The sequence below is a fragment of the Salinibacterium sp. ZJ450 genome (assembly GCF_011751885.2).
Taxonomy (GTDB): Bacteria; Actinomycetota; Actinomycetes; order Actinomycetales; family Microbacteriaceae; genus Ruicaihuangia.
The window spans coordinates 2,849,909-2,865,559 of the sequence record NZ_CP061771.1 but is presented as its reverse complement, the minus strand read 5'-3'; the positions used below and the strand labels follow the sequence as shown (position 1 = coordinate 2,865,559).

Genomic DNA, 15,651 nt, shown 5'->3' with positions numbered 1-15,651 from the left:
GCCGCCCGTGCGCGCGTTTACCTCCCGCGGGTACGGCGGGTTTCGAGACGCTCGCAAGCTCGCTCCTCAACCAACGAAGTCGCCGGGGCTACGCCACCGCCGCCAGGGCGTGCGCGTCGAGGATCTCGTAGCTGTAGCCCTGCTCGGCCAGGAACCGTTGCCGGTTCTGGGCGAAGTCCTGGTCGACGGTGTCGCGGGCGACAAGGGTGTAAAAGTGCGCGGGCAGGCCGCTCTCCTTCGGTCGCAGCAGCCGGCCGAGGCGCTGCGCCTCTTCTTGCCGTGAGCCGAACGAACCGGACACCTGGATCGCGACGGTGGCCTCGGGCAGGTCGACCGAGAAGTTCGCGACCTTCGACACCACGAGCACCGTGAGGGTGCCTTCCCGGAACTCCTGGAAGAGCCGTTCCCGCTCGGGTACCGGCGTGCTGCCGGTCAGCTGCGGGGCATCCAGCGCCTGACTGAGTTCCTCGATCTGGTCGAGGTACTGCCCGATCACCAGAATGCGCTCGCCGGCGTGCTTGGCGACCAGCTGCTTGACGACCTCGAGCTTGGCGGGCGCGGTGGCGGCCAGCCGGTAACGGGCGTCGTCAGCGGATGCCGCGTACTCCAGCCGTTCCTGCTGCGGCAGGTCGATGCGCACCTCGTAGCACGAGGCGGGGGAGATGTAGCCCTGCGCTTCGATCTCCTTCCACGGCGCATCGAACCGCTTCGGCCCGATCAGGCTGAACACGTCGCCCTCGCGGCCGTCCTCGCGCACCAGCGTGGCGGTGAGCCCGAGCCGGCGGCGCGCCTGCAGTTCTGCGGTGAGCTTGAACACCGGAGCCGGCAGCAGGTGCACCTCGTCGTAGACCACGAGTCCCCAGTCCAACGCGTCGAGCAGCGCCAGGTGGGCGTACTCGCCCTTCCGCTTCGCGGTGAGGATCTGGTAGGTCGCGATGGTGACCGGCTTGATCTCCTTGAGCTGCCCGGAGTACTCGCCCACCTCATCCTCGGTGAGGGTAGTGCGTTTCAACAGTTCCGCGCGCCACTGCCGGGCCGAGACGGTGTTCGTCACCAGGATCAGCGTCGTGGTCTTCGCGGTGGCCATCGCGCCGAGCCCGACCAGGGTCTTGCCCGCGCCGCAGGGCAGTACGACCACGCCTGAGCCGTGGTCGAAGAAGTTGTCCACGGCTTTCTGCTGGTAGCCGCGCAGCGACCATTCCGACTCGTCGAGGGTGATCTCGTGCGGGGTTCCCGGGGTGTAGCCGGCCAGGTCCTCGGCGGGCCAGCCGAGCTTCAGCAGCTCCTGCTTCACCTCGCCGCGCGCCCACGGCTGCAGCACGTAGGTGTGCGGGCCGCGCTTTTCGAACAGCAGCGAGGCGATCTTCTTGGCCCGGGTGATCTCGCTGAGCACCGCGGCATCCGTCGCCGTCAGGGTCAGCACGCCGTCGGGGTCGCGCTCGATCACCAGGCGGCCGTAGCGGCCCACCGTCTCGCCGATGTCGACACTGACACTCTGCGGAATCGGGAACTTGCTGTACTTCTCAAGGGTGGCCAGCATGTCTTCGGCGGTGTGTCCGGCGGCGCGGGCGTTCCACAGGCCAAGCCTGGTGATCCGGTAGCTGTGGATGTGCTCCGGCGCGCGTTCCAACTCGGCGAAGATGGCGAGATCATGGCGGGCGTCGCTGGCCAGCGGATGCGCGACCTCGAGCAGAACGGTGCGGTCGCTTTGCACGATCAGTGGGCCGTCAGTCATAACGGGCCAGTCTACTCCAGCGGAAACCGGCGGCTCAGGCGCCGGCCGGGGTCACCGCGGTGATGTGCGAGAGCGGCAGGGTGCGTTCCAGGTCGGCCCGGCGATCGCGGGCCCGCAGCCGGCCGCCCGCGATGGCCGTCGGCTCGAGCAGGTAGTCAACGTCGCGGCCATCCGGCATCCGCACGGTCACGGTGACGGTTAGCTTGGCCCGCACGGCCACATCGAGCTGTCGCGCCAGCCACGCCTGCCCGGTCTCCTTCGGCTCGGACTTGGTGCCGATCCGCAGCTTCTCCACCAGGCTCACCGCGTCGCTCGGAGGCACCGGTTTGCTGCGGGTGGCGCTGCGGCGGCGCAGCGTGATCGGCTGGCCGGCGGCGTCCTCGGCGGCCACCGGGTAGCGCGCCTCGCTGAGCCCCCAGAACACCACGTCCTGATCGAACCGGCTGACCAGCCGGTGCTCGCCAGACCGGACAAGCGACAGCGCGCTGAGCGACTGGTCGACGGCCAGCATCCCGAGCAGGTGCGTGTCATCCGATCGCACGTAGCTGCGCGCCCCGTAGTCGGCGTCGCCCGGATCAGTGTCGGCGACGATCGCGCCCACCCGCAGGGCACCGTAGCGGGCGGCGGTCTCGGTGATCAGGTAGTCAAGCGGCTGGGGGATGCCGGTGAGCGACATCTCGGTGAGCAGCGCGCGGATCGACTCCTCGGTTTCCCCCGACGCCAGCCCGCGCGTAAGGCTGCCCTGGGTGATGCGGTAGCTGGCCGCGAGCGAGCGGCTCTCCACGTCGGCGATCGCGCGCAGCCGCGCGTCGAGCCGCGGCGCCAGCGGGCCGGGCGAGATCACGCTGAGATCGTGCTGCACGTAAACGCGGTCGACCTCCGCCGGGAACAGCGTCGCCATGGCCCTGACCGCCGCCTGCGCGTCACCGGTCAGCAGCTCCTTGCCCGGCGTGGACGGGGTGTCGTGCGCGGCGATGCCGAGCAGCTCGGCGTCGCGGCTGTACACATGCACCCGGTCACGCATCCAGTCACGCCCGGCTGGATAGAGCCAGGCCACATAATCGAGCAGGCTGTCGCTCCAGCGGGAGTGCGCGCGTTCATCCAGCAGGCGACGGATGTCGGGAGCCAGATGTGAATGCCAGGCTTCGACCAGCACGCCCCACCGGTCGACGGAGGAGCGCAGCATCCAGTCGCCGGCATCCGCCGTGGGTAGCCAGCCCTCGGCCTCGAGCGCGATCAGCTCGGCGCGTTCGGCGATGCCGTGCAACGCGGTCACATCATCGAGCGGCACCCGCATGGCCTCGCCGAGGCGTTTGAGGTCGGGCAGGCCGAGGCCGCCGCGCACCAGCGGCCGGGCCGGCTCCCTGGCGAGCTCGCTGAGCAGGGCGGCGAGGGCGCCGGTGGTGGCGAAGGCGCGGTCGGCGGAGGCGCGGTCGATGGCCACGAGGTCGTCTTGCACCACGGTGTCGAGCGTCGACGGCGGTGCTTCCGTCACCAGGGCGGCAGAAGAGGGCAGCCCGAGGCTCGGCCAGCCGTGCAGCAGGTCGTGCACCGGTTCGTACGCGGAGTATCGGCCGGCGTGGGTGTCGATGAGCGCCAACTCGACCGCGGCGGACAGCAGCGCGGCGACGTCTGCGATGCGGGGCAGGGCGGCCGCGACATCCGCCGCCGTCGGTGCCGGCAGCTCGCTGACGGTGGCGATCACGGCCAGCGTCGGACGGTCGAGACGGCCGAGGGCGGACTGGATCGAGGCGCGTTCCAGCAGCGCGTCGGCGAGGTCGAAGAAGTCCCGGATGCCGGAGTCCCGCACCTCGCGCGCGCTCAGCAGGGTTTCGAGCTGCTGATCATCGAGCGTCCGCAGGCGCGACGCCAGCGCGAGCGACGCCGAACTATTTGCGGGCATCCTTCGCCGCCTGACTGCGGCGGCGGGCGTTGACGATCATCACGACGACGATGAGCACGAAGCCCAGCGGCAGCCCGAAGTACGGCACCGCGGCAACTGCCGGCCAGACGCCGGTCTGGAAGTCGGCGCCGCTGACCTGCCCGATGAACAGAGCCACGAAACAGACGAGAGAAAGCAGGATCACCGCGGCGATCATCGCCGCCAGAATGCGTTCCAGGCGACTGGCGTTCTGCGAGCTGTTATCGGGCACGATACCTAGGATACGGGGTCGTCGGCACCGGCTAGTCTGGAGGTCAGCAGTCCATAGAGGAGTACAAGCATGCCCACCGGCAAGGTCAAATTTTACGACGAGGAGAAAGGCTTCGGCTTCATCAGCACTGATGACGGCCAAGAGGTCTTTCTACACGCCTCTGCCCTGCCCGTCGGTACCACGGTGAAGGCCGGCACCCGACTGGAGTTCGGCATCGCGGACGGTAAGCGCGGCGCTCAGGCGTTGTCGGTGCGGGTGCTCGAGGCGCCGCCCAGCCTGGTGAAGATGAGCCGCAAGCCGGCCGACGACATGGCGATCATCATCGAAGACCTGGTGAAGCTGCTCGATGGCCTCGGCACCGGGCTCAAGCGCGGTCGGTACCCCGACAACGCGCACAGCCGCAAGATCGCTGCCATGCTGCGAAAGGTCGCGGACGAACTGGATGCCTGACCGTACTGAGCTTGCGAAGAACGCGCTGCTGGAGATCACCGGCGCGAGCACCATCGGCCCGCTGATCAGCGAGGTCGATGAGGGCGACGGCGTCACCACGATGCGGTTCGAGGCCAAGATGTCCGGCTACCCCGGCTGGCATTGGAACGTGAACGTGGCCACCGTCGAGGGTGAAGCCCCGACCGTGCTCGAGGCCGAACTGCAGCCGGGCGATGGGGCATTGCTTGCCCCGGAGTGGGTGCCGTGGGCCGACCGCATGGACGAGTGGCGTGCCGCCCAGTCCAGCGCCTCGGATGAAGACTCCGATGAGGACTCTGACGACGAGGACGAGGACGAGGACGAGGACTTCGACGACGACGACGTGAACGACGACGATGCGGCACTGCTGCACAGCGGCGACCTCGACGGCGTCGACATCGACTCCTACGTGGACTCCGACGACGACATCGACGACATCGACGCGGTCGATCTCGAGGCCGAGGAGATCCGCGCCGGCGAGACGCGCATCGTCGCGGTCGCCGACGAAGACGACGAAGACGACGAAGACGACGAGGATGACGAAGACGAAGACGACGAGGACACCTCGGACGACGACTTCCGCTAGTCACAACGACAGAGGGCCCGCCGACCTCGGTTCACACCGATCTCGACGGGCCCTCTGGCATTGAGCCGGCGCTAGCGGTTCTCGACCGCGAACTCGATCGAACGGATCAGCTGGCGAACATCGCTCGGCTCGATCGCGGTGAAGGTGGCAACGCGCAGCTGGTTGCGGCCGAGCTTGCGGTACGGCTCGGTGTCGACGATGCCGTTGGCGCGCAGCGTCTTGGCGATGGCGGCGGCGTCGATCGCGTCGTCGAAGTCGATGGTCACGACAACCTGCGAGCGGTGTGCCGGGTCGGTGACGAACGGGGTGGCGTAGTCCACCGACTCTGCCCAGTCGTACAGCGCCGACGACGACTCGGCGGTGCGGGCGCTGGCCCAGCTGAGGCCACCGTTGCCGTTGATCCAGTCCAGCTGGTTCTCCAGCATCAACAGGGTCGACAGCGCCGGCGTGTTCAGCGTCTGGTTGAGCCGTGAGTTGTCGACGGCGTTCTTCAGGCTGAGGAACTCCGGAATGTACCGGCCGCTCGCGGCGACGCGCTCGACGCGTTCGAGGGCGGCGGGCGAGAACAGGGCGAACCAGAGGCCGCCGTCGCTCGCGAAGTTCTTCTGCGGGGCGAAGTAGTACACGTCGGCCTGGCTGGCGTCGAAGTCGATGCCGCCGGCGGCGCTGGTGGCGTCCACCACGGTGAGAGCGCCGGCGTCGCCGTTCACGCGGGTCACGTTCGCCATCACACCGGTGGATGTCTCGTTGTGCGGCCATGCGTACACGTCGACGCCCTCGACCACCTCGATCTCGCTGCGCGAGCCGCCGGGGGCGGTGATGACGTGCGGAGCCTCAAGCCACGGGGCGGCCGCCGCAGCAGCGAACTTGGAGCCGAACTCGCCGAACGACAGGTTCTGGGCCCGCTTCTCGATCAGGCCGAACGCTGCGGCATCCCAGAATGCGGTGGATCCACCGTTGCCCAGCACCACCTCGTAGCCGTCGGGCAGACGGAACAGGTTACTGAAACCGGAGCGCACGCGACCGACGAGGTCTTTCACCGGCGCCTGCCGGTGGGAGGTGCCGAGGATGTCGGTGGCGTGCTCAGAGAGCCATGCCACCTGTTCCGGGCGGACCTTGGAGGGGCCGCATCCGAATCGTCCGTCAATCGGACGCAATTCACTGGGGATATCGAGAGCCATGGGGGAAATTCTAGGGGCGACCGCCCGGGTGCGAGCCCACAGGGAGCCGGAGAGGGCGACCGATAGGCTGGGGGAGACTTACAGACTGCTGCCTCAGGGAGGGCTTGATGACGGATCTCGTCGACACGACCGAGATGTACCTTCGCACGATCCTCGATCTCGAGGAGGAGAACATCGTGCCGCTGCGCGCACGGATCTCCGAGCGACTGGGGCACTCTGGTCCGACGGTTTCGCAGACCATTGGCCGAATGGAACGCGACGGCCTGGTGGTCGTCGAGGGCGACCGTCATCTGGCGCTCACCGAGGAGGGTCGGAAGCGCGCCACCCACGTGATGCGCAAGCACCGCCTCGCCGAGCGCCTGCTCGCCGACGTGATCGGACTCGACTGGGCTTACGTGCACGACGAGGCCTGCCGCTGGGAGCACGTGATGAGCGAGCAGGTGGAACGCCGTCTGCTCGAGATGCTCGACCACCCGACGGAGTCGCCGTACGGCAACCCGATCCCCGGACTCGAAGAACTCGGCGACGCCCCGGCAGAGAAGTTCCTCGACGGCGTGGTGAGCCTCGTCAACTTTGCCGGAGGCCGCACCGAGCCGGCATCCGCCGTCATCCGCCGCCTCGGCGAGCCGGTTCAGTTCGAGCCGGAACTGCTCCAGCAGCTGGAAGCCGCTGGCGTGAAGCCGGGCGCAACCGCGGCCGTGTCATCCGCTGGTTCCTACGTCGTGGTGCAGGTCGACGGCTTCGGCGACGGGCTGGAATTGCCCACCGAGGTGGCTGCCCACATCTACGTCCAGCGTTAAAGTTTGTTGCCAATTTGTTACTTTCCGGCCCCAACGAGATGACAAGTCATACTTAGCCGGGTACTGTGGCAAGGTCCTCAAGGCCAGAATGCCGGTCTGAGGCCGTGGCTCAAGACGTTTCGTTCACCCGTCTCTTGCGCCATGTCGTAGATACATACGAGAGCAGGACGGGGCAGCGACCTAGAGCTGTCGAAACGCAGGAGGTCACACTCTTGACATTAGGTAACAACCTCGAATCCTCGGATTCGCCCCAGATTCAACCCCAAGCACCGAAGTTCAGCTCACGTCGTGAGCTGCGCGCGAGCGAGGCTACGGCACAGCGTGCCGCTGTCACCGATCGCGTCGCTGCCACGATCGCCGCGCGCAAGGGCAAGGGCGCCCAGACCGCATCGACCGTTTCCGCTGCGAAGACTGCCGCGGGCAAGGGTTCCGCTGGCAAGCCGAAGAAGAAGCCGGCGCTGGTGAACCTCGCGGTGATGACCCTGGTCGTGCCGGGTCTGTTCGCCACGGTCGCACTGCCCGCCTACGCGTTCACCCCCGGGTCGAACACGGCATCGGAGAACGACGCTTCTGCCGCAGCGCGGAGCGCGATCCAGGCCACCCAGTCGCAGGAATTGACCGTGACGGATGTCGCGCTCACCGCCGCCACCCGGGACGCCTTCACCGCCACCACCCCCGAGCAGCTGCAGGCATCGCAGGCCGCCGCCGCGCGCCAGGTGCGCATCGCCGCACAGCGTGCCGCGCAGCAGCAGGTGTACTCCTCCTACAGCGGACCGTCGGCCGGCGACTACGTCGCGAACCCGGCGTACCCCAACTTCAGTCTCGACCAGGTGGTCTCCGTCGCCCGCTCGTACCAGGGCGTTCCGTATGTCTACGGTGGGGCCGACCCGTCGGGCTTCGACTGCTCGGGCTTCGTGCAGTTCGTGTACGCCCAGTTCGGCATCTCGCTCCCGCACTCGGTGACCGGCCAGAACCGCATGGGCACGAAGATCTCGCGTGAAGACGCCCGCCCCGGCGACGTCGTGATCTTCACCGACGGATCGCACAACGGGTTCTGGATGGGTAACGGCAACATCCTCGACGCGCCGCGTGCTGGCAAGGCCGTGCAGACCCGTCCGCTGTGGACCGACGCGTACCACATCGTCCGTCTGGGGATCTAACTCCACCGCTGTTCGCTCCCGTCGGTTGAGTATGCGCGCAGCGCCGTACCGAAACCGCGCGTTCCGGCTGTGTGAACGTCTTGTAAACCGGCGTGCCCGCGTGCGCGCGCTCAGGAATTGTGCTTTACCCTTGAATCCTTGGAGTTCACGAGTTCCTCGGGAGAGCCGCATGTTGACAGACGCGTACGTCCAATCCGTGGATGCGCGCGCCTCGTTTGACATACGGCCGAGCAGCAAGCTGGTCGTGCCCTGTCGCGCCCTGCCCACTTTGGCATCGTCACTCTGACGGTGCCTTTTCTGTTGGGTCTCCCGATCGCCCGCTGAAGTTCGAGACAGCAGTTCGAATGCCTGCAAGCCGTGCAGGCGCTTTCGAAGGGAACGCAATGCGCACACTGGTCCTCAACGCGGGATATGAGCCTCTCGCGGTCGTCTCGTTCAAGCGAGCCCTGTTGCTCGTGATGAATGGGAAGGCGACGATCCTCGCCCAAGACGACGACCATCCGGTCTTCGGAACTTCGGGCTATTGGGACCGCCCGTCGGTCATCCTGCTGCGCCGGTACGTGCGCATTCCGAGCGGCCGGGCCGTCCCCGTCTCCCGCCGCGGAGTGCTGCGGCGCGATGGACACCGCTGCGCGTACTGCCGCGGTTCGGCGTCGACGATCGATCACGTGCAGCCGCGTTCGCGCGGGGGAAGCGACAGCTGGGAGAACCTGGTTGCCTGCTGCCTCAAGTGCAACAACAAGAAGAGCGACCGCACGCCCAGCGAGATGGGCTGGACGCTGAACATCACCCCGCGCGCCCCGTTCGGCAGCGCCTGGATGGTGCGCGGAGTCGAGAACCTGGATCCCGACTGGGAGGCCTTCCTGGCCCCGGTCGCCGCGTAACACGCGCGAACTTGTAAGCCCCTACTTGGCCGTTGTGAGCAACGCCGACACCGAGTCAAGCGCGCCCGGAACCAGCGAGTAGTACGACCAGGTGCCCCGCTTCGATCGGCTGAGGAATCCGGCATCCACCAGCACCTTCAAATGATGCGAGACCGTCGGCTGGCTGAGTCCGAGCGGTTCCGTGAGATCGCAGACGCACGCTTCGGAACCTTCGGATGCCGCGACGATCGATACCAGCCGCAAGCGGGCGGGGTCGGCGAGAGCCTTGAGCGACCTGGCCAGGCTGTCGGCCTGCGCGGCGTCGATCGTTTCACGAGTGAGCGGCGCGCAGCAGGCCGCCGCGGCGGTCACCGGCAGTAATTCGGCGGTGGGCGGCAGGTCGACAGCGGGCAGCAGGTTGGCGTGCATAGTCTCACCCTAGTCGCTTCATTGACAACCGTCGATGAAGCAGTGCAGACTCTGTTCATCGACATCTATCGATGATCGAGCCGAGCCTGATCTGGAGCACCGATGACCCTCACCCAGCTGACGCTGCCCCGCCTCCGCGATTCCCGCCTAGACGGCTTGCCCGTCGCGATCGTCGGCGCCGGGCCGATTGGCCTTGCTGCCGCGGCCGAGCTGCTGGAACGCGGCATCGACTTCGTGATCTACGAGGCAGGGGCCAGCGTCGCCTCCAGCATGGAGTCGTGGGCGCACATCCGGTTGTTCTCTCCCTGGAGCGCGCTGACCGACCCCGCCGCGGTTCGCCTGCTCGAGCGCACCGGGTGGCATGCTCCCCACCCGACCCGTCTGCCCACCGCCCGCGAGCTGATCGACCGCTACCTCACCCCGCTGGCCGCGCTTCCGGAGATCGCGTCGCGCATCCGACTGGGAGCCGAAGTGCTGGCAGTGTCCCGTCAGGGCATGGACCGCACCCGGTCGACCGGCCGCGCCGAGACGCCGTTCGTGCTGCGGATCGCCACCGGCGGCGACAGCGCCACCGGACACGACGTCACCGACCAGACGGCGCGCGCCGTGATCGACGCATCCGGCACCTACCGCCGCGCCAACAGCCTCGGCTCCAGCGGACTCGAGCCGCTGGGGTTCGCCGACGCTGCGGAGTTCGTCAGCCACGCGCTGCCCGATGTCCTGGGCGCCGAGCGCGCCCGCTTCGCCGGCAAGCACACCGTGGTCGTCGGCGCCGGGCACTCGGCCGCGAACACCCTGCTGAACCTCGCCGCCCTCGCCGAGCAGGAGCCGGGCACCCGCGTAAGCTGGGTGATCCGCACCGAGCGGCCCACGCGGGTGTTCGGATCTCCCGACGATGAGCTGGCTGCCCGGGCGTCGCTCGGCGCATCCGTGCAGCAGTTGGTCGACACCGGGGCCGTGACGCTGATCGACCGATTCGAGATCGTGGCACTGCGCAGGCGGGGTGCCGGCGTGGATGTCGTCGGAAGCCGGGCCGGCGCGGGGGAGTCCCTTCAGGCGGACGTCGTGGTGAACGCCACCGGATTCCGGCCCAACCTCGGCATGCTGCAGGAGATCCGTCTCGACCTCGACGAGGTGGTGGAGGCTCCGCGGCGGATCGCCCCGCTGATCGACCCCAACCTGCACAGCTGCGGCACCGTGGAACCGCACGGTTTCGCCGAACTGCAGCAGCCGGAGCCGAACTTCTTCATCGCCGGGATGAAGAGCTACGGGCGCGCGCCCACGTTCCTGCTGGCCACCGGGTATGAGCAGGTGCGCTCGATCGTCGCCTGGCTCGCGGGCGATCTGGCCGCCGCCAGTCAGGTGCAGCTGGTGTTGCCCACGACCGGTGTCTGCTCCACCGGCGACAGCGCGGGAGGCTGCTGCTAGCGACCCGCAGGCGCCTTCGTCGGTCGAATTCCGCCTTCGTTGGTCGAGCTCGTCGAGACCCATCAACGGGCATCGATATATACTCGCCGGTATGCCAGACGCCATCGGAGTGCGGGATCTCGCGGCCACGCCCCCGGCGATGGACCGCGAGGATGCCGAGCGTCTCGCGCATACCCTGCGCATGGTCGCTGACCCCACTCGGCTGCAAGTGCTCAGCGTGATCATCGGCAGCCCGAACGGGGAGGCCCTGGTCGGCAACCTCGCGGTCGAACTCGGCATCACCCAGCCCACCGTCAGCCACCACGTGAAGGTGATGGCCGAGGAAGGCCTGCTGCAGCGCGACCGCCGCGGACGCCAGGTCTGGTACTCGATCGTTCCCTCCCGGCGCGCCGAGATCGTGGAGCGGGTGTTCGGCGCCATCACCCGGCAGCCCGACGAGGTGCGGGCACAACTGACCCGGCTGATCCTGCCTGGCACCGGCACCGGCACCGAGTCGGAATCGACGGACGTGCACCGCGACCTTCCTCCCGCCCTGACGCGCGTCATCGATGACCTCGCCGTGCGGTTCAGCGGAGTCTTCTCTCCCCAGACGATCAGTCGCTACGTCGGTGAGAGCTACGCCCTGCTGTCGGAACGGGCCGGAGTCTCCGAGCGGTTACCGTCGCTGTCTGCCCAGTTCGCCACCGACCGGCTCACCGCGCTGGCGGCGGCTGAGGCGCTCGTGCCCCGCGGCATCCCCGAGGTGCTGTTCGTGTGTGTGCAGAACGCCGGACGCTCGCAAATGGCCGCCGCGTTCCTGCGTGCGCTCGGCGGCGACCGGGTGCATGTGCGCACGGCGGGCTCTGAGCCCGCGGCATCCGTGCACCCGGTCGTGGTCGACGCGCTCGACGAGGTCGGCGTGCCACTCGCGGCAGACTTTCCCAAGCCACTCACCGACGAGGTGGTGCGTGCCGCCGACTACGTGATCACCATGGGCTGCGGCGACGCCTGCCCGGTGTACCCAGGAAGGCGATACCTGGACTGGGAGCTAGATGACCCGGTGGGTCAGCCGCTGGCGAAGGTGCGCGACATCCGCGATGACATCGAACGCCGGGTGCGCGCCCTGCTCGCCGAGCTCATCTGACGCCGGAAACGCGTGTGTCACCCTCGAGTGACATCGGCGCAAAGCGGGTGTCGGCTACGGCGCCGTCGGCATCACCGCGGGCTCCGCGGTGGCGGCGACCCGCGACCGGCTGTACAGCACCCGCACCACCAGTAGGCCCACGGCGCCGCCGATCAGCTGCGCGGCAATGAATCCCAGAACAGCGGATGGCGCGATTCCGGCGAATGAGTCGCTGAAGACGCGCCCGATCGTGATCGCTGGGTTGGCGAAGCTGGTCGAGCTGGTGAAATAGTAGGCCGCCGCGATGTAGGCGCCGACGCCGGCCGCGGCGTAGTGGCTGCGTCCGGTCTGGGTCAGCGCGAAGATCACCAGCACCAGGCCCGCCGTCGCCACAATCTCGGCCAGGAAGTGCCCGCCGGTCAGCCGGTCGTTGGTGCTGATCGAGACCGGAGCGAGGTCGAACATCAGGTTCGCGAGCACGGCACCCAGGATGCAGCCCAGCACCTGCGCCGGAAGATAGGCCGCGACATCCCGCCACCGCCGTTCACCGAGCGCGGCGTCGACCAGCGTGACCACCGGGTTGAAGTGGGCGCCACTGGCCGGGCCGAACATCAGGATGATGGCGAACAGCCCGGCGCCGGTGGCGATCGCGTTCTGCAGCAGCTGCAGGCCGGTGTCGCTCGGCGACAGGTTCTGCGCGGCGATGCCGGAGCCGATCACGATGGTGGCGAGCAGGGCGCTGCCGAGCAGTTCGGCGAGGGCGCGACGGGGGAGACTCAGTGCTTTCACGGGCCAAGTCTGGCACATATAGATTGACATCTATTGTTCCGGCATTCATACTGATCGATAGATCGTCGTCAATTGATTAGAAGGTGCCCGATGTCTGAGAAGCCCACCGTCCTGTTTGTCTGCGTGCACAATGCGGGTCGTTCCCAGATGGCCGCCGGATACCTGCAGGCGCTCGCCGGCGACCGGGTGCAGGTGCTGTCGGCCGGCTCCGAGCCGAAGGACCAGATCAACCCCACCGCGATCGCGGCGATGGCCGAAGAGGGCATCGACATCACCGGCAACACCCCGAAGATCCTCACCACCGAGGCCGTCAAGGATTCGGATGTCGTGATCACCATGGGCTGCGGCGACGCCTGCCCGATCTTCCCCGGCAAGCGCTACGAGGACTGGGAGCTGGATGACCCGGCCGGCCAGACCATCGAGAACGTGCGGCCGATCCGTGACGACATCAAGGCGCGCATCGAGAATCTGCTTGCCGAGATCCTGCCCGCGAACGCCTGATCATGGACCTCTCGGCGCGTCGTGGAATGCCGGGCCTGGCGTATCCGGAGGAGTTCCTCCGTCGTCTGGCCGCTGAGCTGTCGGAGACCTTCGCCGGCACCTTCACGCCCGAGACCGTGCAGCGCTACGTGCTCGAGTCGTACGCCAGCCTGCTGCGCACCTCCAAGGTGAAGGCGCACCTCGCCTCGCGCACGACCCGGTTCACCAAGGACCGGCTCACCGCGCTGGCGCAGGCCATGGGCGCGATCGACCGACCGGTTCCCGAGGTGCTGTTCGTCTGCGAGCAAAACGCCGGCCGCTCCCAGATGGCCGCCGTGCTGACCGAGCACCTGTCCGGCGGCACCGTGCACGTGCGCTCGGCCGGCTCGATGCCGGCGCACGAGATCAACCCCGCCGTGATCGAGGCGATGGCGGAGATCGGCCTGGACATGAACCAGGCGTTCCCGAAACCGCTCACCGACGACGTGGTGCAGGCCGCGGATGTCGTGATCACGATGGGCTGCGGCGACGCCTGCCCGGTCTACCCCGGCAAGCAGTACCGCGACTGGGACCTGCTCGACCCGGAGGGGCAGCCGATCGAGGTGGTGCGCATGCTGCGCGACGAGATCACGCATAACGTGCAAGCGCTCCTCAACAACCTGCGCCGAGACGCCACGAGCTCCGAAGCCACCGACGCCGCGGGCTCCGACACCGGCGTCTAAACCGACAGCTCACCGTGACGACAGTCGCATCGAGCGGCGCAGGTACAGGGCCAGCCCGCTGGGGTCGAACCCCGCAGCCCGGTAGCCGATGTGCCCGTCCGGGCGCACCACCAGCTGCGCCACCTGCCCCGGCGTGAGCCCCAGCCGGCGAAACGCGTCACCGCTGCTGTCGACGAGCGCGCCGGGAACGTCGGATGCCGCCAGCCGATGCACCCGCAGCACGCCGGTCCACCGATCCAGCCGTCGTGTCACCTGCTCCCAGTCGTCGGATGCGCCGCAGAGCAGCACGTGCACGAACGGCGCCGCCAGCGCCTGATGCAGGGTGGTTTCCCGCCCGTCGAGCTGCACCGCCGCGTCGGGCAGTCGCCGTCCCGCCTTCGGGCCGTGTTGCAGCGCCGGCGTGCCCTCGACCGACAGCGGGCTGTGCCGGTAGTTGATGTTGAGCTCGGCGACCGTGCGGAAGGCGGCGGTGCGCAGGGCAGCAACCACCGCGCGCAGGCCGCGCTCATCGCGCCCGCCGCGCGCAGGCTGCCCACCGCGCCGACTACGCCCACCGAGTACCAGCGCCGCGATCCGCGGCGCGATCCGCGCCCGAATGAACCGCACCGCCGGGTTGATGCTCGTCGCCACCCGGAACGCCCGGTTCGTCAGCCGGATCACCTGCCGGGCAACCGGCCGGCGCTCGGTGTCGTAGGTCGCCAGCAGCTCCCGGCCGGCGTGGCCGCGCAGCACGAAGGCGAGCTTCCAGGCCAGGTTCGCGGCATCCTGAATCCCGGTGTTCATGCCCTGGGCTCCGGCCGGACTGTGGATGTGCGCCGCATCGCCGACCAGGAACGCGCGCCCGGCCCGGAACCGCGCCGCGTGCCTGCTGTTCACCGAGAACGTCGCGGTCCAGACGGGATCGTGCAGCCGCGGCGGCCTGGCGGTGTGCCGCGCGATGGCCGCCTGCAGGGTGGGAAGGCTCGGCGGGTCGGGCGCGCCGGTCGGGAGCATCACGATCATCCGCCAGCTGGCCGGCGACTCGATCGGAAAGAACAACAGGATCCCCGCCGCGGAGAGGAAGGCGTGCACTCGATCGGCGGGCAGCCCGTCGACCTCGAGATCCGCGAGTCCGAAGGTCTGCGGAAACGCGGTGCCGTGAAAGCCCAGCCCGGTGAGGTGCCGCACCGCACTGTGCGCCCCGTCGCAGCCGGCCACGAACCGCGCCCGCACGGTCGACGTGGCGCCGCCGGTCTCGATCGTGCACCGCACGCCCCCGGCATCCTGCTGCAGCGCGACCAACCGACATCCGCGCTCCACCGGCACGCCGCCCTCGGCCAGGTGGCGCCCGAGCACCCGCTCGGTCTCCGCCTGCGAGAGGAACAGCAGGTACGGATACGCGGTGTCCCGCACCGCCCCGGCGTATAGCGTCAGCGGCAGTTCGCGCTCGCCGAGGTGCAGGCTCACCTGCACGGCGCTGCGCCCGAGCTCGACCAGCTCGGCGGCCACCCCGCTCGCGGCCAGCACCTCGAGGCTGCGCGGTTGGATCGCCAACGCCCGCGACTCGTGCACCGCCTGCGGTTCCCGGTCGATGATCCGGAACCGGATGCCGAACCGTTGCAGCTCCACCGCCAGTACCAGGCCGCTCGGGCCGGCGCCGACGATCAACACGTCGACGTCGTCGTTCTCCGGATCAAGCGGCCCGCTGGCCATGACCTCACTCTAGGCTCCGGGCCTCCTGTACACAGCGCCGATTGGTCGCATCAGCGGGGTAGC

General features: G+C 68.5%; 16 protein-coding genes. 9 read left to right on the top strand and 7 right to left on the bottom strand.

All coding sequences use genetic code 11. From position 1 onward, the window contains the following. Window positions 1-88 precede the first annotated feature (88 nt). The 3 genes from HCT51_RS13855 to HCT51_RS13845 are packed head-to-tail and all read right to left on the bottom strand — an operon-like array spanning window position 89 to window position 3,888. A complete protein-coding gene (locus tag HCT51_RS13855) occupies window positions 89-1,735 on the bottom strand; it encodes a DNA repair helicase XPB (RefSeq protein WP_166877593.1) in 1,647 nt (548 codons plus the stop codon). A 34-nt stretch (window positions 1,736-1,769) separates the two neighbouring features. Then, the gene (locus tag HCT51_RS13850) at window positions 1,770-3,638 is read right to left on the bottom strand and encodes a helicase-associated domain-containing protein (protein WP_166877597.1); all 1,869 of its coding nucleotides are present in this window, start codon (window positions 3,636-3,638) and stop codon (window positions 1,770-1,772) included. Next, on the bottom strand, window positions 3,625-3,888 hold the full coding sequence (locus HCT51_RS13845) for a multidrug ABC transporter ATPase (protein WP_224760506.1): 264 nt from the start codon (window positions 3,886-3,888) through the stop codon (window positions 3,625-3,627). Before HCT51_RS13845 ends, HCT51_RS13850 begins: the two co-directional genes overlap by 14 nt. A 69-nt stretch (window positions 3,889-3,957) precedes the next feature. On the opposite strand from HCT51_RS13845, the gene HCT51_RS13840 reads away from it, so the two are divergent. Both HCT51_RS13840 and HCT51_RS13835 read left to right on the top strand, forming a co-directional pair. Continuing rightward, on the top strand, window positions 3,958-4,338 hold the full coding sequence (locus HCT51_RS13840; RefSeq protein ID WP_166877600.1) for a cold-shock protein: 381 nt from the start codon (window positions 3,958-3,960) through the stop codon (window positions 4,336-4,338). After that, the gene (locus HCT51_RS13835) at window positions 4,331-4,942 is read left to right on the top strand and encodes a DUF3027 domain-containing protein (RefSeq protein WP_166877603.1); all 612 of its coding nucleotides are present in this window, start codon (window positions 4,331-4,333) and stop codon (window positions 4,940-4,942) included. Before HCT51_RS13840 ends, HCT51_RS13835 begins: the two co-directional genes overlap by 8 nt. Before the next feature lie 71 nt (window positions 4,943-5,013). Here HCT51_RS13835 and serC read toward each other — a convergent pair whose 3' ends face one another. Continuing rightward, entirely contained in the window at window positions 5,014-6,123 is a 1,110-nt protein-coding gene (gene serC, locus HCT51_RS13830; RefSeq protein ID WP_166877606.1) for a phosphoserine transaminase, read from the bottom strand. Between the two features lie 107 nt (window positions 6,124-6,230). Here serC and HCT51_RS13825 point away from each other — a divergent pair, with 107 nt between their 5' ends. The 3 genes from HCT51_RS13825 to HCT51_RS13815 all read left to right on the top strand — a co-directional run bounded on the left by HCT51_RS13825 (window position 6,231) and on the right by HCT51_RS13815 (window position 8,967). Then, window positions 6,231-6,923, top strand: a complete 693-nt coding sequence (locus tag HCT51_RS13825) for an iron-dependent transcriptional repressor DtxR (RefSeq protein WP_166877609.1) — start codon at window positions 6,231-6,233, stop codon at window positions 6,921-6,923. A 212-nt stretch (window positions 6,924-7,135) separates the two neighbouring features. Continuing rightward, on the top strand, window positions 7,136-8,083 hold the full coding sequence (locus HCT51_RS13820) for a C40 family peptidase (RefSeq protein WP_166877612.1): 948 nt from the start codon (window positions 7,136-7,138) through the stop codon (window positions 8,081-8,083). Window positions 8,084-8,466: 383 nt separating this feature from the next. Beyond that, the gene (locus HCT51_RS13815) at window positions 8,467-8,967 is read left to right on the top strand and encodes an HNH endonuclease (RefSeq protein ID WP_166877615.1); all 501 of its coding nucleotides are present in this window, start codon (window positions 8,467-8,469) and stop codon (window positions 8,965-8,967) included. Window positions 8,968-8,988: 21 nt separating this feature from the next. On the opposite strand, the gene HCT51_RS13810 is transcribed toward HCT51_RS13815, so the two are convergent. After that, window positions 8,989-9,375 (bottom strand): ArsR/SmtB family transcription factor, encoded by a 387-nt coding sequence (locus HCT51_RS13810; RefSeq protein WP_166877618.1) that lies wholly within the window; start codon window positions 9,373-9,375, stop codon window positions 8,989-8,991. A gap of 102 nt (window positions 9,376-9,477) precedes the next feature. Between HCT51_RS13810 and HCT51_RS13805 the strand changes: the two genes are divergently transcribed. Continuing rightward, entirely contained in the window at window positions 9,478-10,803 is a 1,326-nt protein-coding gene (locus tag HCT51_RS13805) for an FAD-dependent oxidoreductase (RefSeq protein ID WP_166877622.1), read from the top strand. A gap of 91 nt (window positions 10,804-10,894) precedes the next feature. After that, window positions 10,895-11,926 carry a metalloregulator ArsR/SmtB family transcription factor gene (locus tag HCT51_RS13800; protein ID WP_224760505.1) on the top strand — a complete coding sequence of 344 codons (1,032 nt, stop codon included), beginning with the start codon at window positions 10,895-10,897 and terminating at the stop codon, window positions 11,924-11,926. Between the two features lie 54 nt (window positions 11,927-11,980). Here the strand turns inward: HCT51_RS13800 and HCT51_RS13795 are convergent, their stop codons facing one another. Next, entirely contained in the window at window positions 11,981-12,694 is a 714-nt protein-coding gene (locus HCT51_RS13795; RefSeq protein WP_224760504.1) for an MIP/aquaporin family protein, read from the bottom strand. Window positions 12,695-12,784: 90 nt separating this feature from the next. Between HCT51_RS13795 and HCT51_RS13790 the strand changes: the two genes are divergently transcribed. Beyond that, window positions 12,785-13,195, top strand: a complete 411-nt coding sequence (locus tag HCT51_RS13790) for an arsenate reductase ArsC (RefSeq protein ID WP_166877626.1) — start codon at window positions 12,785-12,787, stop codon at window positions 13,193-13,195. A gap of 2 nt (window positions 13,196-13,197) precedes the next feature. Beyond that, window positions 13,198-13,896: an arsenate reductase ArsC gene (locus HCT51_RS13785; RefSeq protein ID WP_166877630.1), complete on the top strand. Its 699-nt coding sequence runs from the start codon at window positions 13,198-13,200 to the stop codon at window positions 13,894-13,896. Window positions 13,897-13,905: 9 nt separating this feature from the next. Here the strand turns inward: HCT51_RS13785 and HCT51_RS13780 are convergent, their stop codons facing one another. Then, the gene (locus tag HCT51_RS13780) at window positions 13,906-15,588 is read right to left on the bottom strand and encodes an FAD-dependent monooxygenase (RefSeq protein WP_166877633.1); all 1,683 of its coding nucleotides are present in this window, start codon (window positions 15,586-15,588) and stop codon (window positions 13,906-13,908) included. Window positions 15,589-15,651 lie beyond the last annotated feature (63 nt).